The organism is Actinoplanes sp. URMC 104, assembly GCF_051386375.1.
Lineage (GTDB): Bacteria > Actinomycetota > Actinomycetes > Mycobacteriales > Micromonosporaceae > Actinoplanes.
The window spans coordinates 113,471-135,401 of record NZ_JBPQTO010000001.1 but is presented as its reverse complement, the minus strand read 5'-3'; the positions used below and the strand labels follow the sequence as shown (position 1 = coordinate 135,401).

Annotated in this window: 27 protein-coding genes; 26 read left to right on the top strand and 1 reads right to left on the bottom strand. The window is 72.9% G+C overall.

The window, feature by feature from the left end; all coding sequences use genetic code 11:
• The 4 genes from ACSNN8_RS00895 to ACSNN8_RS00880 form a co-directional block, all read left to right on the top strand.
• A partial coding sequence (locus tag ACSNN8_RS00895) for a hypothetical protein (protein WP_436646213.1) occupies window positions 1–357 on the top strand: 357 nt, incomplete at its 5' end.
• Window positions 354–644, top strand: a complete 291-nt coding sequence (locus tag ACSNN8_RS00890) for a hypothetical protein (RefSeq protein WP_436646211.1) — start codon at window positions 354–356, stop codon at window positions 642–644. The genes ACSNN8_RS00895 and ACSNN8_RS00890, both read left to right, overlap by 4 nt.
• 5 nt (window positions 645–649) lie before the next feature.
• Window positions 650–1,498 carry a hypothetical protein gene (locus ACSNN8_RS00885; RefSeq protein ID WP_436646209.1) on the top strand — a complete coding sequence of 283 codons (849 nt, stop codon included), beginning with the start codon at window positions 650–652 and terminating at the stop codon, window positions 1,496–1,498.
• Window positions 1,495–1,965 carry a hypothetical protein gene (locus ACSNN8_RS00880; protein WP_436646208.1) on the top strand — a complete coding sequence of 157 codons (471 nt, stop codon included), beginning with the start codon at window positions 1,495–1,497 and terminating at the stop codon, window positions 1,963–1,965. Before ACSNN8_RS00885 ends, ACSNN8_RS00880 begins: the two co-directional genes overlap by 4 nt.
• Before the next feature lie 31 nt (window positions 1,966–1,996).
• Here ACSNN8_RS00880 and ACSNN8_RS00875 read toward each other — a convergent pair whose 3' ends face one another.
• On the bottom strand, window positions 1,997–2,221 hold the full coding sequence (locus ACSNN8_RS00875; protein WP_436646206.1) for a hypothetical protein: 225 nt from the start codon (window positions 2,219–2,221) through the stop codon (window positions 1,997–1,999).
• Between the two features lie 554 nt (window positions 2,222–2,775).
• Here ACSNN8_RS00875 and ACSNN8_RS00870 point away from each other — a divergent pair.
• From ACSNN8_RS00870 to ACSNN8_RS00765, 22 genes are all read left to right on the top strand, one after another.
• Window positions 2,776–3,648 (top strand): hypothetical protein, encoded by an 873-nt coding sequence (locus ACSNN8_RS00870; protein ID WP_436646204.1) that lies wholly within the window; start codon window positions 2,776–2,778, stop codon window positions 3,646–3,648.
• Between the two features lie 1,165 nt (window positions 3,649–4,813).
• Window positions 4,814–5,317 (top strand): hypothetical protein, encoded by a 504-nt coding sequence (locus ACSNN8_RS00865; protein ID WP_436646202.1) that lies wholly within the window; start codon window positions 4,814–4,816, stop codon window positions 5,315–5,317.
• An 80-nt stretch (window positions 5,318–5,397) separates the two neighbouring features.
• A complete protein-coding gene (locus ACSNN8_RS00860) occupies window positions 5,398–5,838 on the top strand; it encodes a hypothetical protein (protein ID WP_436646201.1) in 441 nt (146 codons plus the stop codon).
• A gap of 130 nt (window positions 5,839–5,968) precedes the next feature.
• A complete protein-coding gene (dnaN, locus tag ACSNN8_RS00855) occupies window positions 5,969–8,842 on the top strand; it encodes a DNA polymerase III subunit beta (RefSeq protein WP_436646200.1) in 2,874 nt (957 codons plus the stop codon).
• Window positions 8,843–8,935: 93 nt separating this feature from the next.
• The gene (locus ACSNN8_RS00850; RefSeq protein WP_436646198.1) at window positions 8,936–10,057 is read left to right on the top strand and encodes a hypothetical protein; all 1,122 of its coding nucleotides are present in this window, start codon (window positions 8,936–8,938) and stop codon (window positions 10,055–10,057) included.
• Complete coding sequence (locus ACSNN8_RS00845) at window positions 10,054–10,362, top strand: hypothetical protein (protein WP_436646197.1); 309 nt, start codon at window positions 10,054–10,056, stop codon at window positions 10,360–10,362. The genes ACSNN8_RS00850 and ACSNN8_RS00845 overlap by 4 nt, the downstream gene beginning before the upstream one ends.
• A gap of 243 nt (window positions 10,363–10,605) precedes the next feature.
• The gene (locus ACSNN8_RS00840) at window positions 10,606–11,115 is read left to right on the top strand and encodes a hypothetical protein (RefSeq protein WP_436646196.1); all 510 of its coding nucleotides are present in this window, start codon (window positions 10,606–10,608) and stop codon (window positions 11,113–11,115) included.
• Between the two features lie 88 nt (window positions 11,116–11,203).
• Window positions 11,204–11,668, top strand: coding sequence for a hypothetical protein (locus tag ACSNN8_RS00835; protein ID WP_436646195.1), 465 nt, complete (start codon window positions 11,204–11,206; stop codon window positions 11,666–11,668).
• Between the two features lie 89 nt (window positions 11,669–11,757).
• Entirely contained in the window at window positions 11,758–12,072 is a 315-nt protein-coding gene (locus ACSNN8_RS00830; RefSeq protein WP_436646194.1) for a hypothetical protein, read from the top strand.
• On the top strand, window positions 12,069–12,464 hold the full coding sequence (locus tag ACSNN8_RS00825) for a hypothetical protein (protein WP_436646192.1): 396 nt from the start codon (window positions 12,069–12,071) through the stop codon (window positions 12,462–12,464). The genes ACSNN8_RS00830 and ACSNN8_RS00825 overlap by 4 nt, the downstream gene beginning before the upstream one ends.
• A gap of 56 nt (window positions 12,465–12,520) precedes the next feature.
• A complete protein-coding gene (locus ACSNN8_RS00820; RefSeq protein ID WP_436646190.1) occupies window positions 12,521–13,615 on the top strand; it encodes a hypothetical protein in 1,095 nt (364 codons plus the stop codon).
• Window positions 13,606–13,857: a hypothetical protein gene (locus ACSNN8_RS00815; protein WP_436646189.1), complete on the top strand. Its 252-nt coding sequence runs from the start codon at window positions 13,606–13,608 to the stop codon at window positions 13,855–13,857. The genes ACSNN8_RS00820 and ACSNN8_RS00815 overlap by 10 nt, the downstream gene beginning before the upstream one ends.
• A gap of 74 nt (window positions 13,858–13,931) precedes the next feature.
• On the top strand, window positions 13,932–14,402 hold the full coding sequence (locus ACSNN8_RS00810; RefSeq protein ID WP_436646187.1) for a hypothetical protein: 471 nt from the start codon (window positions 13,932–13,934) through the stop codon (window positions 14,400–14,402).
• Between the two features lie 90 nt (window positions 14,403–14,492).
• Entirely contained in the window at window positions 14,493–15,023 is a 531-nt protein-coding gene (locus tag ACSNN8_RS00805; RefSeq protein ID WP_436646186.1) for a hypothetical protein, read from the top strand.
• An 84-nt stretch (window positions 15,024–15,107) separates the two neighbouring features.
• Window positions 15,108–15,452: a hypothetical protein gene (locus tag ACSNN8_RS00800; RefSeq protein ID WP_436646184.1), complete on the top strand. Its 345-nt coding sequence runs from the start codon at window positions 15,108–15,110 to the stop codon at window positions 15,450–15,452.
• Window positions 15,449–15,631, top strand: coding sequence for a hypothetical protein (locus tag ACSNN8_RS00795; RefSeq protein ID WP_436646182.1), 183 nt, complete (start codon window positions 15,449–15,451; stop codon window positions 15,629–15,631). The genes ACSNN8_RS00800 and ACSNN8_RS00795 overlap by 4 nt, the downstream gene beginning before the upstream one ends.
• A 213-nt stretch (window positions 15,632–15,844) precedes the next feature.
• Window positions 15,845–17,395, top strand: coding sequence for a methyltransferase (locus tag ACSNN8_RS00790; RefSeq protein ID WP_436646181.1), 1,551 nt, complete (start codon window positions 15,845–15,847; stop codon window positions 17,393–17,395).
• An 88-nt stretch (window positions 17,396–17,483) separates the two neighbouring features.
• Window positions 17,484–19,433 carry a DNA cytosine methyltransferase gene (locus tag ACSNN8_RS00785; RefSeq protein WP_436646179.1) on the top strand — a complete coding sequence of 650 codons (1,950 nt, stop codon included), beginning with the start codon at window positions 17,484–17,486 and terminating at the stop codon, window positions 19,431–19,433.
• An 89-nt stretch (window positions 19,434–19,522) separates the two neighbouring features.
• Window positions 19,523–20,053, top strand: coding sequence for a hypothetical protein (locus tag ACSNN8_RS00780; RefSeq protein WP_436646178.1), 531 nt, complete (start codon window positions 19,523–19,525; stop codon window positions 20,051–20,053).
• Window positions 20,054–20,071: 18 nt separating this feature from the next.
• On the top strand, window positions 20,072–20,452 hold the full coding sequence (locus ACSNN8_RS00775) for a hypothetical protein (RefSeq protein WP_436646176.1): 381 nt from the start codon (window positions 20,072–20,074) through the stop codon (window positions 20,450–20,452).
• Window positions 20,442–21,023, top strand: coding sequence for a hypothetical protein (locus tag ACSNN8_RS00770; RefSeq protein ID WP_436646175.1), 582 nt, complete (start codon window positions 20,442–20,444; stop codon window positions 21,021–21,023). Before ACSNN8_RS00775 ends, ACSNN8_RS00770 begins: the two co-directional genes overlap by 11 nt.
• Complete coding sequence (locus tag ACSNN8_RS00765) at window positions 21,016–21,801, top strand: hypothetical protein (protein WP_436646174.1); 786 nt, start codon at window positions 21,016–21,018, stop codon at window positions 21,799–21,801. The genes ACSNN8_RS00770 and ACSNN8_RS00765 overlap by 8 nt, the downstream gene beginning before the upstream one ends.
• Window positions 21,802–21,931 lie beyond the last annotated feature (130 nt).

Here is a 21,931-nt window from a genome sequence, read left to right as displayed (position 1 = left end):
GAGCTGCGCAAGCTCAGCTTCACCCTCGGCCAGATCGACTGCATCGCCGACGTTCTCAACGGCACCGCCCTCACCCCAACGCTCGGCCAGATCGTCTGGATGGAGCTGGCCGACGCCTTCGAGATCGCCCGCGACAGCCCCGTCCCCGACCACTCGTCCTACGGCTTCAAATGGAGCATCGACGAGCAGGCGCTGCTCGAGCGCGTCTCCCGCATCAACCCGATCGCCGACCTCGCCCTCCGCGACGCCGTCGCCCGCTGGTGGAAAGACAACGACACCACGGCGGGCCCCGTTGAGGTCTGGAAGAAGTACGGCATCACCGTCATCGACACCGAACAGATGCGGAACCGCGAGTGACCGGCTACATCGCCGCCGGCGCGCGCGGCCGCGCCACCGCCCACGCCACGAACACCGGCTTCCGGCTGCGCCGCGTCGTCGACATCCGTTTCCGCCCGGCGCCCAGCCCCGGCGCCCAGCACTCCTTCGAGCTGATCGGAGACTGCGGCCACGTCATCGACGTGGACAGCTGGTCCGGTCTGCAGGAGTCCGACCTCGACCGCCACCGCCAGCTGCACATCGGCGGCCGCCGCAAACGCTGCCGCCGCTGCCCGATCGTCCCTGCCCAGCGAAACGCCAGGAGCTGACCACCATGACCACGCACATCGACGACCCCGACAACTACGTCCCGCTGGCCGACGCCATGCGCACCACCCTGATGCAGCACGACCCGAAGTACGGCGCGGTCGGCGCCGGCGACCTCAACGGCCAGGCCCTCGCCGACCACCTGCTCTGGTGCATCGAGACCTGGGTTGCCGACCTCGAGCAGCAGATCGGCCAGGGCGAGCAGCACGCCGCCCTGCAACTCGCCTTCGACATCGCCCGCACGACCCGCGACCCCATGAACGCCATCATCAAGGCCGCCAACTTCACCCGCGTCCACCTCGACCAGAAGGTCACCGCCGTCGACAACCTCGGCCTGCCCACCGACGACGGCTGGCGCGAGCGCCACGGCGTCGGCGGCGTCGGCGGCGGCCGCGAGCGCCGCCAGTTCCGGGACGTGGCCGCGGATCTGATCGCTGACGCGTACCCCGGGAAGAGTGACGGCTCGGTGGCCGACGAGGCGGCCAAAGACGTCGACCGGGCGCGGGCGGCGGGGCTGAACGTCGAACACGGCCCGCTCGCGAGAGCGCAACGGAGCAAGGCCACCACCGCGCCGTTCACGATCAGCCCGGCCCGCGTCACCGCCACCAGCGTCGACGCCGGCGAGAACCTCGCCATGGTCGTCATCGCCCTCGACGAGATCCTCGGCGAAGGCGAAGGCGAGGAGCCGATCAACTACACCCTCGTCGTCAGCAACGCCGCCATGGACAAGCTCGCGAAGCTGCCGGACCGCCTCGTCCGGCTCACCGTGGAACCGAACACCCAAGGCCCGTACACCGACAAGCTCCCGCTGCGCGTCATCGACGTCGCGGCGGCCGACGCAGACACGGCTGCATGACCGGCCGGCCGAAGTACACCGGAAACCCGAGCCAGCGCGAACACAACCCGTACTCCTTGGCCCAGCGGTTCGGCGACGTAGCGTCCCGGCCGCCACGCGTGACGCGCGAGGTGGCAGAGGCCAAGGGGTTCGAGGTCCGCACCGTCGAACACGACCTGGACGAGCTGGCTGTGGCCGCGTCCCTGGCCTATCACCTGCAGCGCATGCTGCCCGGCATGATCCACCAAGCGTTGACCGGCGGCGCCACCGTCGACCAGCTCGCCGAAGTCACCGGCTTCGCCCCGGCCGACATCACCGCGGCCTGGCTCGCACACGCCGAACGGCAGCGCTGGCTGGCCACCCAGTACCCGGACATGCCCGACCGCACCGACCAGTACGCGCGCGTCGCCGCGACGCTCGGCGTCACCTTGGCCGATGAGCCGCAGATGCCCCCAACCAGCAGGTGGACGGTCGGCCCCGAGCGATGACGAGCCCCGGCAGCGGAACCTGATCTGTGCCTTATTCGATGTCTTCCTCGAACGAGTGGATCTCTGGCATCGGATGGCCGATGCCCTTCTTCCACTGGTGCCGCTGGGCGGCATACTCCGCGTCGGAACGAAAGCCGAAGCCTCCGCGGTCGTGCCCCCCGCACGGGCAGCGCCAGCCGTAGAACGTCCGCGTGGCTTTTGTGTCACGGTCAGGCACGCCCCGTCCGGTGAGCGTTCTGAGAATTGTCTTGAGCATGGCTGGCCTCCTGTCGCGCGCTGGCGGATTCTATGCGGCAGGTGTCGAAGGCGCTCCGCGAGCGCTGGCGACCGCTGATAACCGGGGTTATCAGCAGCGCTCGCGGGGCGCGCGTCTGCGTTCGGGCGCCGCGGTCGCCGTGGATCCGCCGAGCTGGTGGCTGGTGCCGGCCGCTCGAGCTGCGCGACCAATTCGGACATTCTCGAAAATCCTGACGGCCTGGAAGTTTTCTATCCCGTCCGGCGGGCGGATTGCCGAACCGGCCGAGGCGGCGATTTCACCCCCGGGCGGGGGGGCCTACCCCTATACGCGCGTAGGCAGGGGCGGAGGGGCGGCGGCGACGGCCGCCGACCGGCCCCGTTTGGATGTAGGGACAATGCCACCATGGTCTCAAAATGTGAGACGGTTGGACGGCGCCCACCCTGTCTGACCTGGGCAAATACAAGTGTGATCCAGTTCACAATTGACAGAATGGAGCCGCTACGTGAAACGTCTGTGCCGCACCACCGCTGTACGGATCGTCCGTACAGCGACACACGAAACGGAGACACGACATGCGCAAGACGACCGCCGCCGCCGCCCCCGCCGCCCGTACCCGTAAGGCTCCCGCCATCCCGACCGTCCACCCGTACGGGGACGGCCAGGTCATGCTCGTCGACGCCCCGTTCCACATCGAGGGTTTCGGGCGCGGCGGGCGTCTCATGGGCGGGCAGGGTCTCGGGTGGACGTTCGTGAAGGACGACGCCGCGGGCGTGAAGGGTTGGGTCACGGACGCCGCGCCGGGCGCGGTTGCGGAGTGCGTCGACGCATGGGCGGCGCACAACGTCGTCGTGGTCGACCTCACGGGGGCGGGCAAGTCCGCCCCCGCGAAGCGGTCGGCGCGTAAGGCGACCCCCGCCCCCGCCGCCGCCGCGCCCGCCGCCCCCGCCCCCGCGAAGCGGTCGGCGCGTAAGGCGACGCCCGCCCCCGCCGCCGAGGTGGCGGCCGCGTCGACGCTCGCGGAGCGGATCGCCGCCGCACTGGCCGACGTTGACCCCGCCATCACGGCCGCCGCGATCGCGGCCGCTGTCGGCGCGGCGGACGCTGCTGCGAAGCAGGCGACGGCGGGCGTGTCCACGCCGGACGCCCCCGCGAAGCGGTCGGCGCGTAAGGCGTCCGCCGCCGCCCCCGTCACGGTCACCCGTAAGGCGGCCGCCCCCGCGAAGCAGGCGGCCGCGACCGCCGCCCCCGCCGCGATGGACGGCGCGACGTTGAAGCAGGCGGCGACGGCCGCGCGTAAGGCGCTCGCGGCGGCGAAGATCACGGGCGTTTCGGTCAAGCGCGAGAACGGCGAGTTGGTCGCGTACCGGGCGGACGGCGCGGCCGTCGACAAGGCCGCGCACGCGGTGATCGACCGCGCGGTGGCGGAGATGTTCGCGGCCGCCTGATCGGCGGGCGGGCGGGCGCGTATCCGGCGCGCCCGCCCCTGATTTCACGCGCCTGCCGTCCCCGTGCGCACGGGGACGGCAGGCGCTTTTTCGTGTCCGTGCGTGCCTGCCTACGCGCCCGCCCCCGGCATGGGGGCGGGCGCTTTTTCGTGCCCGTGCGCCGGTACGGGCGGCGGCCGTCTGTGCGCCGCTGTGCGCGCCGGAACGGGCGGGGCGCGTGTGTGTACCGGCGCGACGATTGCGGCCGTCTGCGGCCGTCTGAGGGCCGTTTCCGCCCCCGCCGCGTGTACGGATGGACCGTACGCGCGGCCGTCTGTGCGGCCGTCTGCGGCGGCGGACCGGGCGGGGCGGGCGCGCGTACCGGCGCGGCCGTCTGCGGCCGTCTGCGGCCGTCTGAGGGCCGTTCCCGCCGCCGCGCGCGCGACGGCCGCCCGTGCGCCGGTACGGGCGCGGCGGGCGCGTGCCCGTGCGCCGGTACGGGCGTAGCGCGCGGCGGGCGCGTGCCCGTGCGCAGTGCGCCGGTACGGGCGTACGGGCGCGTGCCCGTGCGCGGCGGGCGTACGCGCTGGCGTGGCGGACGCGTACGCGCTGGCGTACGCGCCAGCGTGCGGAGGGGCGCGTACGGGCGGCCGCGCGGTCGGCGCGGTGAATCCGTTTCGCGCGCCCGCCGGCACGCGCGCGCGTACGCCCGCCGGCGGGCGCGCGGGCGGCGAATCCGGCGTGCTCTCGGGCGCTGGCGTGCGCGCGCAGGCGGGGTCGGCGTGGCTGGCTTTCGGGGGCGTACGCGCGGGGGTGCGCGGGCGCCTGGGCGTGGGGAGGTCGCTGCTGTGCCGGTCGGTGTGCGTCTCGGGTGCGTGCGCGGGCGCGGGTGGGCGTGGGGTTGGGCGGGGTTCGGGCTGCTCGCGGGCGCGCGGGCGGGCCGCCGGCGCGTGCGCGCGGGGGAGGCCGGCGCGGGTGTGGGCGTGTGTGCGGGCGGGTGCGCGGGCGCAGGCGCGGGGTTTGCGGGGGCGCGCGCATAAGGGGGCCGGGGGTCGGATCATGGCTCTGACCTGGGCATTTGACAGAATCCGGAGGGTGTGATCTTATGTCGGCTCAACTCAACCGCTGTACGGACCGACCGTACAGCGCCGGAACGCACGGACACACACACGAAAGGGCCGAGCCGATGACCACGACGCACACCACCGCCTGCACACACACCCCCGAGACGCCCGGCTGCGACCTGCCCGCCTGCAAGGGCTACCCGCCCGCGGACGTGGCGTTCATCGACACCCACGAGGTCGACCACCTGAGCGCGCACCCGCTCACGGGAAACGACCCGAGGCTGTGGGCGTCGCTCATGCGCTCGCTGCACGCCCAGGGCGTGAACGTCACCGACGGCAAGCTGCTCGACCTGTCCGTGAGCCCGCGCGACATCCACGGCTTCGCCTGCAAGGCCAACGGGCGCGACGTGCTCGTGCTCATGTGGGACGGCGCGCTCACCCGCCGGTACCGCCCGCGCTGGGCGGTCGCGTACGTCGACGGCGCGATCGTGAAGGCCGGGTTCGACGTGCACGAGTACGCGAAAGACCACGACTTCGCCCTGCACCGCTCGTGCTGGTTCGAGGCGCGCCGCGCGGCGGCCGCCGACCACCTCGACGAGGTGCTCGCCCCCGCGCTCGCTGGCTGACCACCCGCCCCCACCCCCGCACGAAACGCCCCCTGGCCGTCCGGCCGGGGGGCTTCGCCGTTTCACGAGAGGACACGCACATGACCGCGAACACGAACCCCCCGATCAGCGCCACCCTGCACGCCGCCCACACCCGCCCGGTCCTGCACGTCACGGTCGGCGGCGCGACCGTCGAACTGCCCATCGACCTGCACGGCGTCATCGCCCGCAACCGCACGCACCGCCCGCTCGTGGAGGCCGTCGCGGTGGAGGGCGCGAAGCAGATGCGCCGGTCGCTCGGCTACGCCCCCGCCGGTGCGTGGCGGCGCGACCGCAAGACCGGCGGCTTCACGGTGCCGGTCGCGGAGATCCCCGGCCGCTGCGAGACGTGCGTGTCCGGCTGCGCCTGCACGAAGGGCAGCGACGGCTGCGAGCACCTCGGCTGCTGGGGGCGCGGGGCGTACGTGAAGCGCAACTCCTGCCCCGGCGCGGCGCTGATGACCGCGCCCGCCCGCCAGCTGCGTGCGAAGGCGGACCGCTGACCGGCGCTGCCCGGTGATCGCTGGCGCACACACACGCCGGCGGTCGCCGAGTGGTGCCGGGACGACCGTCCCGCATCCCGATCCCGCCCGGTCAGGCACGGCCGGGCACGAACACCGGAGGTTCCCACCCATGTCCACCACCACCCAGGCGAGCGCGAAGCTGTCGTTCACCGTCCCTCAGCCCGAACTGGCGGCCGCGCTGGCGTTCGTCGCGAAGTCCATCCCGAACCGGCCCGCCGTTCCCGTGCTGGCGGGCCTGGTGCTCGCCAGCGACGGCGAGGCCGTGGTCGTCGAAGCGTTCGACTACGAGCAGGCGCGCCGGGTCACGCTGCCGGGCGCGAAGCTGGCGCAGGCGGGCAGCGTGCTCGTGAGCGCGGCGAAGCTGACCGCGATCGTGAAGAAGCTGCCGAAGGGTCGCCCGGTCGCGCTGACCGACGAGGGCGCGAACCTGCGCGTGTCGAACGGCGCGTCCACGCTCACGGTGCCGACCATGCCGATCGAGGACTACCCGACGCGGCCGGACATGCCGCCGGTCGTGGGCGTGGTCGACGCGAAGCCGCTGGCGGTGGCGGTCGCTCAGGTCGCCAAGCACGCGGGCAAGGACGAGACCCTGCCGATGATGACGGGCGTGCGCCTGGAGGCGGACGCGGACAGCCTGGCGTTGCTGGCGACCGACCGGTTCCGGCTGGCGCTGCGCGAGCTGCCGTGGGCTGGCGAGGGCGCGTTCGAGGCGCTGCCGGTCGGCAGGCAGTTCGCGGAGGTCACGGCCGCGATGGTGAAGCTGGGCGGCGGCGCGGCCGTGACGATCGCCCACGAGCAGCAGGGCACGCTGGAGGGCTGGCTGGGCGTTGAGTGCGGCAGCGTGCGGGTGGTCATGCGCCTGCTCGACGGCACGAACTACCCGCCCATCCGAAAGGTCATCCCGGCGACGTTCGCGTACGAGCTCGACGTGAACGTCGCCGACCTGGTCGACACGGCCGAGCGGATCTCGCCGGTGCTCGGCAAGGCCGACCCGGTGGTGCTGCGGTTCGCCGACGACGCGCTCGTGATGCAGGGCGGCCGGGTGCCCACCGACGACGCGTACGACGACTCGCTCGGCGGCGCGGCGGAGGACGTTGACTGCGAGGTCGTCGCGGCCGCCGGTGAGCCGTTCGCGCTCGGCGTGAACCCGGCCTACCTGGCGGACGCGCTCAAGACGACGGGCGTCAAGCGGGTGCGTCTCGGCGTGGTGGACGCGTCGAAGCCGGTCACGGTCAAGCCGCTGGACGCGGACGGGGACGTGCTGCCGGGCGTCACGAACGTGCTCATGGCGGTGCGCCTGGAGGCCGGGTACGGCGCGCCGATCGCCACGCCGCGCGAGCAGGCGGCGGGCGCGGGCACGGCGAAGGCGGCGAAGGCGGCGAAGGCGAAGCCGGTCACGCCCACGCCGGCGGCGCCCGCGAAGGCCGAGCCGACCCCGGCGGCGATGGCCGAGGCGGTCGCCCAGGCGCAGCCGCAGGCGGGTGAGGGCGTGCTGGACCGCACCGTGCCGCACGCGTTCGTGGCGGCCGTGCAGGACGGGCGCGCGCCGAACGCGACCACGAAGTGCCGGTGCGGGACGACGCTGCGGGCCAACGTGCACAAGGCGGCGCGGCAGCAGGCGGCGGCGGACGCGGCCGCGGCGGCGAAGGCCGACGAGCCGAACCCGCTGGACGGGCTCGTGCACATGGTCGTGATGCAGGTGACCGTGCTGCGGGCGGGCCAGTTCGTGCCCGAGGCGACGGTCGCGGGCGTCGAGAAGGTCATCGACGGCTACGGCCGCGAGCGGGTGCTCGCGTCGATGCCCGTGGAGGACGAGCACGGCAAGCGGGTGTTCGTGGCGCTCGCGACGCAGCAGGACGCCGAGCGGCTGCACGGTCAGGCGCTCGGTGCAGGCATCCCGGCGCACACGGCGCTGGGGGAGTGGCCGTCGAACGGTTCGGCGGCCGGGATCACGCAGGAGGGCACGCACGTGAAGCAGCAGGAGAAGTCGCCGGTCATCGTCAGCGAGCCGAAGCTGGACGTGAACGCGCTGTCGATCGAGGCGTTCGCGAAGCTCAAGTCGGGCGACTTCGCGGGGGCGCTGGAGCTGGTGGACACGGGCGCGAAGCTGGCGCCGCAGCACCGGTTCGTCCGCAGCAACCAGACCACGTTCGGGTGGGCGGACCTGCGCAAGGCGATCGAGTTCAAGCTGTCGCAGGAGGGCATCGCGGTGCAGGCGCAGAACGACGCGCTCGCGGCGGCCGCCCGTGACGAGGCCGCCGAGGTCGACGGCGAGGACGAGGTCGCGGACGCGGCCGGCGCGGACGCGGAGCTGGCCGACGACGAGCCGGTCGAGATCGTCGTGCCGGAGCCCGAGCCCGAGCGCGTCGAGGTCGTGCTCGGCGACGCAGCCGGTGTGAGCCCGATCGAGGCGCGGCTGCGTGAGGCGATGGCCGGGATGCACCCGGCCGTGATCGAGGCGGCCGTGTCGGGGGCGCTGGCCGTCGCCGGGGTGCTGCCGCAGGCGGAGGTGGACGCCGTGCCGCAGCCGGTGGCCCGGGCGAAGGCGGCCGCGAAGCCGTCGGTCGAGCCGGGCCAGACGCGGCTGATCGGGGCGGCGCAGCGAGCCGTCGCGGCGGACGCGGCCGCGAAGCCGAAGCCCGCCCCGGTGGTGCAGGCGGCCGCGGGCGTCGACGAGGGCGAGTGGGCCGCGTTCGGGGTGGCCGCGCCGACCAACGTGGGCGGCAAGCGCACGTACGTGCTGCCGGTCGGCACGCGGCTCAAGGCGATGCGGTCGGGCGTCATGGCGTGCCTGCGCGACGACATGAGCAAGGGCGCGCTGGTGGAGATGCCGACGGTCACGCTCGACAAGGAGGCCCGCCCGAACAAGCTGCTGGTCGTCGAGTTCCCCGGCGCGGGCAACCTCAAGCGGGCGATCGAGGCGATCGACGACGCGGTGATCGGCGCGCTGCAGGAGTGCGCGCCCCAGCGGGCGAACGCCTGACCTGACCTTCCCGGCCCGGTGGTGCGCGCCCAGGCGGCGCGCACCACGGTGCCACCCGACCCCCGATCGCATACGCAGATGAAAGAGCAGGTCATGGCAGACACACAGACGGTCGCGCTCAAGGTGGACGAGCGCGTGTACGCGACGAAGACGCGCTGGCAGGTGTTCCGGGACGACGTGCGGATCGTCGACATCTCGCACAAGCCTGGCGAGGTCGACCCGCACGCGGTGACGGTGGCGATCGCCGAGCACTTCGGCGTGGAGGCGAGCGCGGTCGAGCAGATGTGGGAGGGCCGGTCGCGGCTGAACACGACCGGCCGGAGGCGGTGGCTCCCCAAGACGGTTCACGTGCGGGTGCCGGCGGCCGCGGCCGAGCCGGACCGGTGCGAGCACGACCCGGGCGAGGCGGGCTGCTGGACGGACGGGTGCAGCGGCTACCCGCCCGTGGACACGCCGCTGGACCGCGACCGGATCGAGGTGCCGCTGTTCGCGACCAAGTGGGAGTTCGGCGACGTGACCGAGGCGCGGGCGCTGGCCACGACGATCGGCCGCGAGACGGGGATGCACACCCAGCGGGGCGGCGTGTACGTCGCCAACAACGGGTGGGCCGACGTTCGCCAGGGCGAGCGGAAGGTGCACGGGGTGACGTTCCAGGCGTCCGACCCGCGCCCGGGTGGCATGAACGGGTCGTACGACGTGCGGGTGCTGTCGTACGAGGGCCGCGCGTCGGCGCTGTCGTCGGCGACGGGTTGGTTCGCGGCCGTGTACGTCGGCGGGCGGTGCGTGGAGGCCGGGATCGACCAGGAACGCGGTCCGCACGCGGCGCGCGCCCGGATCGTGGAGGCGGTCGTCGGCGCGCTCGACCACCTGTGGGACGAGGTGGAACTCGCGGCTGTCGCGGGGGGCGTGCGGACGGCGACGTTGAAGAACCCGCCGGTCGGGTTCGCGGTCGACACGGGCGAGCACGGCGTGTGCGAGGTGGTCGAGAGGTCCACCAACGACGGTGTGACGCTGCGGGTGCGCGATGCGGGCGGCACGTTCCGGTTCGTCGACCGGCCGCGTAACGCGTGGTGGTCCGCGAAGCCGGTGCCGGACGACGCCGAGCCGGTTGCCGCGGCGGCGCCCGCGGCCGCGCTCGAGGGCGCGGGCGAGCCGGACGGTGTCGGTGAGCTGTTCGGTGAGCTTCTGGACGAGTACGCGGCGGCGCAGCGATGAGCGGCGGCTACCTGGGCACGGGCATCAACGACTTGGACGCGGCGAAGCGGTACCTGCGCAGGAGGTTCCGGCAGGACCCGCTGCCGCGCATCAAGCGTCGGCCGGGCGCGCGGTTCTACGTGGTCGCGCGGCACTCGGGCCGGACGGTGCTGCTGCTAGGCCCGTACGTGTCGCACATGACCGCGCTGGCGAACGTGGAGCGCGGGCGCAGGCTGGCGGTTGACCGGTTCTCCGATGAGATGACGTGGGCGACCGTGGGCACGATGTCGGCGGCGAAGACGTACCCGACGACGTTCGGCCGCTGAGCGCGTGAGCGCGGGTGCGCGCCCGCCCCCGCCGGCGGGCGTGCACCTGCGTGCAGGTGCGTGTGTGCGTGTGTGCACATGCGCAAGCCAAACCCCATGTGAGCTGCGGGTTTGCCCCGTCGGGGCGGTCCGCCGTAGCTTGTTGTACGGATCGTCCGTACAGAACACGGGCCGCCCACACAGACACACACCCACCGGCGCACGCCGGTCAACCCCACACACCCACGTACGAAAGGCACTCCGATGACCATCGCCACCGCCGCCCCCGCCACCACGACCGACACCACCGCCGTCGTCGAGATCGACGCCACCGGAACCGCGCTGCTGCGCGTCGTCGTCGACGGCGAACTCGTCGCGTTCGAGTTCGACGTCAAGCGCCTGGTCCTGCGCAACACGAACCCCGCCGACGAGGCCACCCGCCTGCTCAAGCGCCACGCCGGATACACCGTCGGCAGCGCGTGGAACACCGACGAGCGTGGCCGCATGACCGCCACCGTCGCCGAGATCAGCGGCCGCTGCCCCACCTGCGCCCACGGCTGCGGCTGCGCCGTCGACGAGCCCGGCTGCGGCCACTACATGTGCCTGGCCGCCCCCGCCGAGCTGCGCAACACCTGCCAGGGCGCGGTCATCGCCCTCGACGCCAAGCGCCCCCCGCTGCGCGGCCAGCGCTACGCCCGCCCGAACAACGGCAGCGCCAAGAAGACCACCGCGCCCCGCACCCGCCGGACGACGCGCGACGCCGCCAAGCGCTGACCCGCCCGCACGCACACGCCGGCCGCGACCCCACCGGGGTTGCGGCCGGACTCGTCTCCCGGCCCGCCCGCACGAAAGGACACCTGCCATGCCGACCGCCACCGCCACCGCCCCGATCGTCCTCACCACCGCGAACGTCCGCACCGTCGCCTCCTGGACCGGCGTCGAGTACCTGCTCGTGCCCGACCGGATCGCCGCCCGCATGGAAGCCGAACGCCTCAACGGCTGGCGCGAGTTCATCGGGTACGGCTGGGGCGAGTCCCGCATCTTCATGCAGGGCACGTGGATGTACGCGGCCATCGAGGTGCTGATGGCGGTCTACGCCGCGACGCCGGTGTCCGAGCACCTGGTCGGCAGCAACGACCGGCGCGCCGCGCTGTTCCGCCGCGAACTGGCCGCGAACGGCGAGGAGCTGCGCGTGCCCGTCGTCGGGTTCGGCGACTGGGACGACAGCGCACGCGACTGGCGCGACCGCTCGGGCAACGCCCACCTGCACGTGTTCGGCAACGCGCACCGGCACTTCGAGGGCGCCGCGTTCCGCCTCGCGGGCTGACCCGCACACACGACACCGCGCCGCTCCGGACCGACCGGGGCGGCGCTTCGCATTCCAGCCCCGCACACACGACCGAACGGAGATCCGTCATGGCCCTGCTGCTGCTCACCCTCAACGTCCTCGCCGCCCTGCGCCCCGCCCGCCCCGAGACCGACCCGGCCGTGCTGCTCGGCATGTCGCCGCACCGCACGCCGCGCTTCTCGTACGGCACCCCCGCCGACACGATCGCCGTCGGCGCGGTCATCTACCGCGGCGGTGACTGGCGCAAGGTCGCCGCGCACACCGACCTGGACGCGGCCGTCATCACCGTCACCGACACGTACGGGCACGAGCTGGCCATCCCCACCGCCGACACGATGCTCGTCGTCGCCGAGGTGCCGATGCGGGTGCAGGTGATCGCGTGACCACCCGCATCGCGCAGCTGCTCGACGAGATCGAGCGGCTCAACGGACTGTTCCAGGACTACCGCTTCCAGCCCGCCCGTCAGGCGCCCGTCGGCAAACGGCTCATCAGCCTGTACCGCGAGGTGCACGAGGCGCTGCACCTGACCGCGCACGACACGGAGCCCGGCAGCGACAACGACGACCGCCTCGAACAGGTGTCCGTGACCGTGCACGGCGTCGAGCTGATCGTGCGCGGCCGCGCCGGCACGCACAACAACGGCGAGGAGCCGACCGGCCACCCCGACCTGTACGTCGGCGTCCACACCGGCCTGCGCGACCCGGCCGACGCCGCCGCGTACCCGCTCGTCGTCGCCGTCGACGGCGAGCCCGTGCACCACAGCGGCACCGCGTGACCACCGCCGCCACCGCCCCATCGACCGCCCAGCCCGCCCGAACGGAAGGAACCACCGTGACCCAGACCGCCACCGTGCTCGCCGTGCCCGCCGACACCCTGACCGCCCGCTTCTACACCGCGAACGACCCCGCGTTCCTGGCCGCCCGCACGATCGCCGAGACCGCCCAGCGGGAGGCGCACCTGCGGCGCGCTGCCGCCGCCGCCCGGACGGTGCTCGACGTGCTGCCCACCGCCGCGACGCTGACGTTCAACGAGGGCAGGTGCGGCTGCTGCGCACACCTGATCGCGGTCCGCGACGCCAGCGGCGCGGTGCTGCTCGCCGCCGACTTCGACGTGGACGTGCCCGAGGGCGTGAAGCTGCCCAACCTCGACGAGGCGACCAAGCTGACCGTCGAGGACTCGCTCCACGCCGCGGCCAGCTGGGAGGCGTTCCCGACCGTCGACGTCGAGCACCCGGACTGGGACATCAACGAGTCGGACGTGTTCGTGGTCGACCTGCTCGGCGTGCTCGCCCAGGTGGCCGCGCTCGACGAGCAGAAGGCGCTCAAGAACGCCGCCCCGCAGTACCGGGTGTGCGTCGGCTGCGGCGGTGACCTGCTGCACGTGGTCGACGCCGTCGAGGCGATGCACGACTTCACCCGCAGCGCGGCCGCGATGGCGCTGCCCGGCGAGACGGTCGACGGCAAGCCGTTCGAGCACGACGGCGGCGAGGACTTCGAGGCGCTGAACGGGCTGGTCAGGTCGGCGCGGGAGCTGCTCGGGATGCCGCCGGTCATGCAGCACGTCACGGGCGCGGGCGCGCCGGCCGGCGGGCGGGCGTTGACCGCCACGGCTCGGACGGTGGCGTCGCTGGCGAAGCAGTTCGTCGAGAACCACGACACGATCCGCAGCCGCGCTTTCGAGGCGCTCACGTGCCCGGAGGCCGACGACCTGGCGCTGCTGCTGGCGCTGCACGGCCACACCGACGCGGCGTCGCTGGTGCTGTGCCTGCACGCCATTGGCGACTTCGACATCCCGGCCGGGCTGGAGCACACGCCGCTCGCGGCGGCCGTGCAGGAGCGGCTGCACGGCGACGAGTTCGCCGAGAGCGGCCAGGCGCGCGAGCTCGCGGACGCGTACGTGACCGGGCTGGTGGCGCTGTGCGGCTGACCATCCCCGACAGGATCGACGGCTGCGACATCGTCGCGTGGCTGCCGATCCCCACCGACTTCGCGGTGTTCGTCGCGGTCGCCTACACCGACGACGAGTACCGCGAGCACGCGCCCTACATCGTCTGGCGGGTCTGCCAGGTGAAGGGCGCGTGGGTCGTGGTCGACGGTGTCGCCGACATCGAAGACCTCGGCGCGGCCTTGATCGAGGCCACTGCGGTCGCCCTGGCGACCGGCGTCTGAACCGTTCCCGAGCGGCTCCGGGCAAGCCCCGCCCCTGCCGCTGATCCAACCCACCTTTCGCACGAGGAGTGCCTGTGCCTGCCACCAAGTTCCCTGTCGGTTCGCGCGTCATCATCGACCCCGAGGTCACCCGCAAGTACGTCGGGATCGTCTTCAAGGTCGTGCCCGCGGAGAACCTGCGGACGAACGTTCTCATCAAGGACGAGCGCAACCTGGACGGCCGCGGGCTGCGCATCAACCCGGACTACCTGCTGCCCGCCCCGGCCGCGGGTGAGCCGACGCCCGCCCCCGTCATGCAGGGCCTGCCGCCGCTGCCGGTCGGCAAGGTCGTCACGCCCATCCGGGAGCGCATCATCCGCGGTGCGAAGCCGGGCGACCCGCTCGTCGTGCTCGGCCACAGCGGCGTGGACGGCCACCGGCTCGCCACGCTCGGCGGCGACCGCAACCGCTACTGGCCGGGCGTGTCCCGCGCCGCGATCGTCGAGGTGCCGCTCGGCGACGCGCTCGACGCGGTGCGCGCCGCCGCGAGGGCCGCCGCCCGCTGACCGATGCCCGCTCCACGCCGCCGCCCCGGACCGACCACCGGGGCGGCGGCTGCTGTTCCAGCCCTTCACCCCCCCACGAAAGGACACACCGTGACCACCATCGACGAGATCGAGAACCTGCTTCGCCCGCTTGCCGAGCAGGACGTGAAGCCCGAGCGCAGGCAGGCATGGGTGACGTACGACGAGGCGTTCGCGTACCCGGCGAGTGTGCTGGCCGGGCCGGGCCGGTGCTGCCCGCTGTTCGACGGGGACACGGTGGACGCGATCCGGCGTGAGTGCGCGGCGCTGAAGCTGACCGCGCCGTTGACGGACACGCTGGCGTGGGACGGGCCGGACGCGGTGGTGCTGCTCAGCGGCCAGTACAACGCGGACGGGGGCGAGCTGCGGCCGGGTGAGCAGCCGATGCGCACGGTCATCAGGGCGAATGCGGACGGGCTGTTCGCGGTCGGCGCGCACTGGACGTGGCAGGTCGTCGAGCACGTGTGCCGCAAGTGCCACAAGGTGCTGCACCGGGTCGGCGGCGGGCGGTGGTCGGCGCACGACGGGACGGCGTGCGGCGCCGACGTGGTGGGTGACCGCGCCGGTGACCCGCTGATCGGGGATCACGAGCCGATGGCCTGACGGCGCGGGGCGTCCCTTCGGTGGCGGCCCGGCCGGCGCGCGTGCGTGCGCTGGCCGGGCCGTTGCCGTGGGGGCGAGGGCGTGGTGCCCGAGCCCGTGGCCGAAGGGAACACGATGCAGCAGCAGGAGGAGGCGGCGCTGGCCGCTGTGGATGAGCACCTTGAACTGTCGCGGGTGAGCCTGACGTGGGAGGAGCCGCCGACGCGGCACTGGCCGGACAAGCTGACCGGCGTGGAGATCGCGGCGGCGTTGCGGGCGCGGCCGAACGTTCCTGCGATCGTGGCGCGTCACGACCGCAAGACGCGCGGTGTGGCGCACGCGGAGCGGGTGAACAGCGGCCGGGAGTTCGGGCCGGGGTTCGAGGCGGAGCACTGGCAGGTCGGCGGGGAGCACCGCGTGTACGTGCGGTACACGGGGGTGGGCGCGTGAGCTGGGGCGACTACGTGTGGGGGCTGCACTCGAACGGTGTGCACGTCGAGTGTGAGCCGCCCGCGTCGGGGCGCGGCGATGGCACGCACGAGCGGTGCGCGAAGGCGGGCGCGGTGGAGGACCTGCACGGCCACGACCACGACGGGCCGCTGGCGTGCGGGTGCGTGTCCGCGGGGTAGGCGCGGCGCGCGGCGTGTGTGTGCGCAAGGGGGTTCAACCCATCTGAGCTGGGGTTTTGCGGTGGCCGAACCCTGCTCGATAGCTTTGTACGGATCTTCCGTACAGGACGTTTTGACGGCCTGCGGACAAGCGCGCGGCCGGGCGTAACGGGAGGCACCCCGAGCCCGGCCGCGCATCCCGAACGGTTCCCAACACATCCAGGAGAACTCATCATGCACCAGCTTGATGAGCAGGCGAAGCACGCCCTGCTCACGGCCGACAAGACACGCACCAGCATCACGATCACCGAGCAGCTCGACCGCGAAACGTGGCTGTCCGTCAGCAAGACGCTCACCATGCTCGGCGGCACGTACGCACGCGGCACGAGCCGGTTCGACTTCCCGTTCGACCCGCGCCCGGGCGTGCAGGCCACCATCGACAACGGCGTCGTCCAGTCGGTCCGCAAGACCGACGGGTTCGTCGCCACCCCGCAGGCGCTGGCCGACGAGATCGTCACCGCCCCGTACAGCGAGATCCGGTCGCTACCCAAGGGCGCCCGCGTGCTGGAGCCGTCCGCCGGGACCGGCCAGATCGTCCAGGCGGTCCTCGACGCCAACGACGAGGTCGAGCTGGTCGCGGTCGAGCCGCACCCCGGACGTGCCGCCCTGATCGGGGCGCACGACGCCGTCACCGTGGTCGGCTCCACGTTCGAGGCGTACGCGGCCGGCGCGCTCGAGCGCGGCGAGGTGTTCGACGCCGTGGTGATGAACCCGCCGTTCTCGGTGACCGGCCACGCCGCCCTGTGGATCGACCACGTGCTGCTCGCCTGGCGGCTGCTGGAGCCCGGCGGCCGCCTGGTCGCCATCGTCCCCAGCGGATTCGAGTTCCGGCAGGACCGCGCGCACAAGGACATCCGCCAGCTCGTCAAGGACTTCGGCGGGTTCCGGCGGCTGCCCGACAACGCGTTCGGCAAGGGCGGCCCCACGACGACCCTGATCTGGCTGGTCCGCCCGGCCGTGCCGCTCAACGACCAGCCCGCCTGGGTGTTCCGGCACTACACCGACGCCGTCGAGCCGGTGCCGGTGTCCACGCCGTGGGTGACCACCCGCGCCGCGCAAGAAGCCCCCGTGCAGGTGTGGCGCGACGCCTGGCGCAACCAGGACCGGGTGCTGCGCTACCGGGCGCAGTGCTGGCGGTGCGGGCTGCTGCTGTGGGCGTTCGACGACGGCGACAACGACCCGCGCGGCGTGCTCGGCAACCACTCCGCCGGGTTCAGCCTGGACGCCGCCGAGTACGACATGGTCGGCCCGTCCGTGGCGCTGTGCCCCTGCTGCGCCGACGGCGACACCTACCGCGAGGCGCTCAAGGTGGCCCGCGAGCTGTGGCAGAAGCCGCCGACCAAGCGGGCGCCCGTCTCCGTGTGGTCCCGGCTGATCTCAGCGGGCGGGCTGCTCGCGGTCAGCGACGCCGAACGCCAGCGCTACGCCCGGGTGCAGGCCGCGATGCGGTTCGCGTGGGGCCTCCACGAGGACGCCCCCGAAGAGGAGCTGACCGAGCAGCAGCACACCTGGCGCGGCGGACCCGACCGGCTGGCCGCGATCTACCTGACCGCGTACGCCGACCGGCTCGACCCGAACACCGACCTCGACCCGCTCGACCGGGCCGCGCTGCTGTGGCGCACCGACCCGGACGCACCCGCCGTCGAGGTCGCCGCCGTCGAGCCTTCCCCGGTCAGCGCGTGGGACGACGTGCTCGCCGAGATGGAGCAGCTCTCGCTGCTGTAGCGCCCGCGCGCGGCCGGCCGCGCCCCGCACCACCAACACCCGACCTTCCAGCCCGACTTCACCCTGCCCGAATCACGGAGGTTCACCCTTGTCCGCGACCCAGACCCGCCCCCGCGTCACCGAGATCAGCCCCGCCGCCGCCAACGCCGCCATCCGCGAAGCCGAAGCCATCGCCCGCCGCGAGCAGCAGCGCCTCCAGCTCGTCGCCGCCGGGCAGCTGTGGACGCCGCGGCGCCGCAACGGCCTGAAGTTCGTCGACATCTTCTGCGGCGCGGGCGGCTCGTCGATCGGCCTGTCCAACGCGGGTTACGAGCTGCTGCTGGCCGCGAACCACTGGCGCACCGCGATCGACTCGCACGCCGCGAACTTCACCAACTCCGAGCACCTGTGCGCCGACGTGAACAACTACGACTTCCGCTACTTGCCCCGGGGCGCGGACGTGCTGTGGGCGTCGCCGATCTGCACGGAGCTGTCCCCGGCCGGTGGGTCCGGCGGCCCCAGCAACGCCGCGTTCGACGCCGTCGAGCAGCTCGGCCACGTCGACCAGGGCGGCCGCACCCGCACCCGGGCGACGTTCTGGGACGTGGTCCGCGCGACCGAGGTGTGGCGGTTCAAGGCGATCATGGTCGAGAACGTGCCCGACGCCGCCGACCGGTGGGTGCTGTTCGACGTGTGGCTGTCCGCGATGGAGCGCCTCGGCTACACCTACCAGCTCGTCTCGGTCAACAGCGCGCACATCGGCGGCGGCGGCATCCCGTACGCCCCGCAGTGGCGCGACCGGATGTACGTGGTGTTCATCCGCAAGGACATCGGCCGCACCCCCGACGTCGAGCCCCGCCCGATCGCCCGCTGCTTCACCTGCGAGCAGGACGTCAACGGCGTGCAGACGTGGCTGCCGAAGATGCAGGGCCGCAAGCACAAGGTCGGCCGCTACCGGCGCAACCCGAACAGCTCGTACGGCCAATACTGGTACTCGTGCCCGAACAAGGGCTGCGGCAACCGGGTCGAGCCGTACGTCGCCCCGGCCGCGAGCATCATCGACTGGTCGGACCTGGGCACCCGCATCGGTGACCTGCCCCGCACCAAGCAGAAGCCCGAAGGGCTCGCGCCGAAGACGATGGCCCGCATCCGGGCGGGCATCGAGAAGTTCGGCTGGCAGGCGCTGACCGCCGCTGTCGCCGGGAACACCCATGAGCGCGCCGGTGCGCTGCGCGCGTGGCCGGCCGCCTCGAACCCGGTGCCGACGTTGCAGACCACCGCGACGCTGGGCACGGTCATGCCGCCGTTCTACGTGAAGAACAACACCAACCCGAACCCGGCCACGATGACGCACGCCGCCACCGGCGAGCCGTTCGGGACGATCACCACGCAGGACACGACCGGGCTGGTCAACCCGCCGTTCCGGGTGGCGCTCAACCACGGCCCCGACGCCGCGCCGCGCCTGCACGCCCTGGGCGACGAGCCGCTGTCGGCGGCCACCACCAAGCAGGGCGACGCCGTCGTCTTCCCCCCGATGGGCGTGCCCGTCGGCGGGACGTGGGCTGACGACCCGATCAACCTGCTCGACGGCCCCGCCCGCACGGTGCTGGCCAACGAGAAGGGCTGCGAGGCGCTGGTCACCCCGCACCCGGGCGCGTTCATCGACGTGCAGCGCAACCACATGGAGGCGCAGCACATCGACGAGCCGATCCCGACCGTCACGACCGCCCGGCACAGCGCGCTGGTCATCCCGTACTACTCGAACGGCACCGCGTCGACCACGGGCGAGCCGTTCGGCACCGTGTCCACCCACGACCGGTACGCGATGGTCAACCCCGGCGACCTCAAGGCGCTGGCCGAGTTCGACGCGATGGACGCGCTCTACCGGATGCTCAAGCCCCGCGAGAGCCTCCGCGCCCAGGCGTTCTCCGACGACTACATCGTTCTCGGCGGCTCGGGCGAGCAGACCATGCAGGCCGGTAACGCCGTCTCCGCGAACGTCGCCGAGTGGCTGGCCGAGCGCGTGGCCGACGTGCTGCTGCCGCACCCCGGTTTCTGACACACCCCGCCCGTAACGTGCGGCCCGCGCAACCCGCGCGGGCCGCTGCTCACCCGATTTAGCACCCCACCGCACACGGAAGGACCACCATGACCTCCCTCGACTGGCAGCCCAGCAGCGACGGCTACCTCGAAGCCGCCAGCGCCCGCCCCGTCCCCGCCCCGCTCACCGGCTCCCGCTACAAGATCGAGGAGCTGCGCGGCCCGAAGATGCTCGCCCTGGTGGCCGACCCGCCGCCCGCCGAGTTCGAGCTCACGCTCGCGCTCGAGCGCGGCCAGCACGACGAGCGGGACGAGACGCTCGGCACCTACGAGACGCTCGACGCCGCGAAGGCTGCGGCCGACCGGCACGAGCAGACCGGCGACGTGGCCGGACGCGACGAACAGGCCATGCGGCGCGACATGAACCTGAACGCCCGGTTCCTGCCGCAGACCGGTGACGAGGTCACGCGCCCGTGCATCGAGGTCGGCGGCGTGCAGGTCTACGCCTACATCGACGAGGCCACCGGCCAGCTGCGCGTATCGATCGACTACGACACAGCCCACCCCGACCTGCTCATCGACGACGGCGAGCTGCCGACCCGCATCCGCGTCGGCGGCGAACTCACCTACGAGCCCTGAGAGGGAGTCGAGCGACCGATGAGAACCCACACGATCCTCCGCGTGCACCGCTGCGGCGTGCACGCCTACGCCCCGTCCTGGCTGGCTGGGATCGGCACCTGCACGTGCGTGCACGCCCTGTGCCGCGCCGAGGATGACGGCTTCCACGAGCACGAGATCCGGGTCGGCGACGACGCCTGGTCCCGGATCGTCGTGCAGGAGCAGCTGCACGCGTGGATGGCCGACTCGCACTACCCCGAGGGCTACGTCAGCGTGCAGGTGCTGCGCGACTACCAGCACGTCGGCAACGACCTGGCCGCCGCGTGGCGGACGGTCGCCGAGCAGCACGGCTTGAGCCCGGACGTGCCCGACTTCCCCTGTCGAATCGAGACCGCCACGGAGGTGCCCGTTGGCGCGTGAGGTCACGATCAACCTGCGCGGGGTGGCGCGCGCGGCGGCCGGCTTCGCGCTGTGGCCCACGAGGAAGGCCGCCAGCGTCCAGCTCGCCAAGCTTCGCGCCGACGGGCTGAACGTCGAGCGGGACCTGCTGCGCTTCCATCCGGCCGTCGCGAACCTGACGGCCGGGTGGGTGATCGCCCGCCCGGACGAGCTGGCCGAGATGTGCTGGCTGATGGCCGCTGATGGCCGGTGGGCGCGCGGCCGGCTGGTCGAAAACTACGAGACCGGCGTGTGGCAGCATCTGCCGCCGCCGGGCGGAGGGCTGCTTCCGGCGACGTTTACGCACGTCACCCGCACCGCCCCGTACCACGACCGCACCCAGCGGTACCGCACCAAGAGCAACGGCTCGTGCGGGCGCTACGTGTGGTCGCAGGAGACGTGGTCGATCTGCACCTGCGGGTGGAGCGCCCTGGGCGCGAACCCCGACGAAGCCCGCTGGCGCGGCCGCCAGCACCGCGAGAACCCGACACCGGCCATCGCGCCCGTAACCGCCCTGGCAGCGACCACGCACGGAGGTGCCACGCATGGCTGACCTGACCGACACCGCACACCAGACGCCCGGCGCCGACGTGAGCGCGATCCGCGAAGGCGACCGCATCACCCTGCTGAACCAGCCGGGCAGCGTCCGCGAGGTGGGGCTGCTCGTCCGGACGGTCTCCAAGCAGTACGCGCACAGGTACGTCTTCGGGCGTGACCTGAACGCGCGCGGCAAGCCGTACGCGCGCGCCAGCCGGGGCGTGCAACTGTCTGGCCCGGCCGGTGGCGAGTGGGACTGGTACCGGCTGCGCAAGCCGAAGCGGCCGCAGCGCACCGGCCGGGACCGGGTGATCCGGGTCGTCGGTGACGGCCAGCCGATCATGCGGACCGCGAAGACGATGAACGCCACGGCGGAGATCGTGGTCGCGCCGGTCGGTCGCGGCATGCATCTGTTCGACCATCCGGCGATCGAGCTGACGGTACGCCCGGACGGGTCGTGGGTGCTGCGGAAGCGTTCTGCTCGGCAGGATGGCGTCGAGCGCACGCTGGTCGAGCTGGCGTCGGGGCACATCGACGGGCCGCCTCCGGTGAAGGTGGGCGTGGACTTCGTCGAATGCCCGTACGCGGACTGCAAGGCGCGTGACCGGCTGGTCGAGGTCGACAGCACGGAGCGGTGGAATCCGAGCGACGTGACGGTCGAGGACGGCCGGATCACCAAGGTCGTGTGGTGGCAGGAGTCGTACGGCGACGCCGAGGTCGAGCAGTACCGGTGCCGCGCGTGCGGCCGCGAGGTCAGCGTGGACCTGGACGGCGCGCACCAGGTCTACCAGTGAGCGGGCTCGCCGGCACGCGCACACAACGCGCTGCGCGCGTGCCGGCGGCCGTGAGCGGACCTTCCATCTGAGCTGCTGCTTTGCTCCGCCGACCACCGCCAATCATCATCTTGTACGGATTGACCGTACA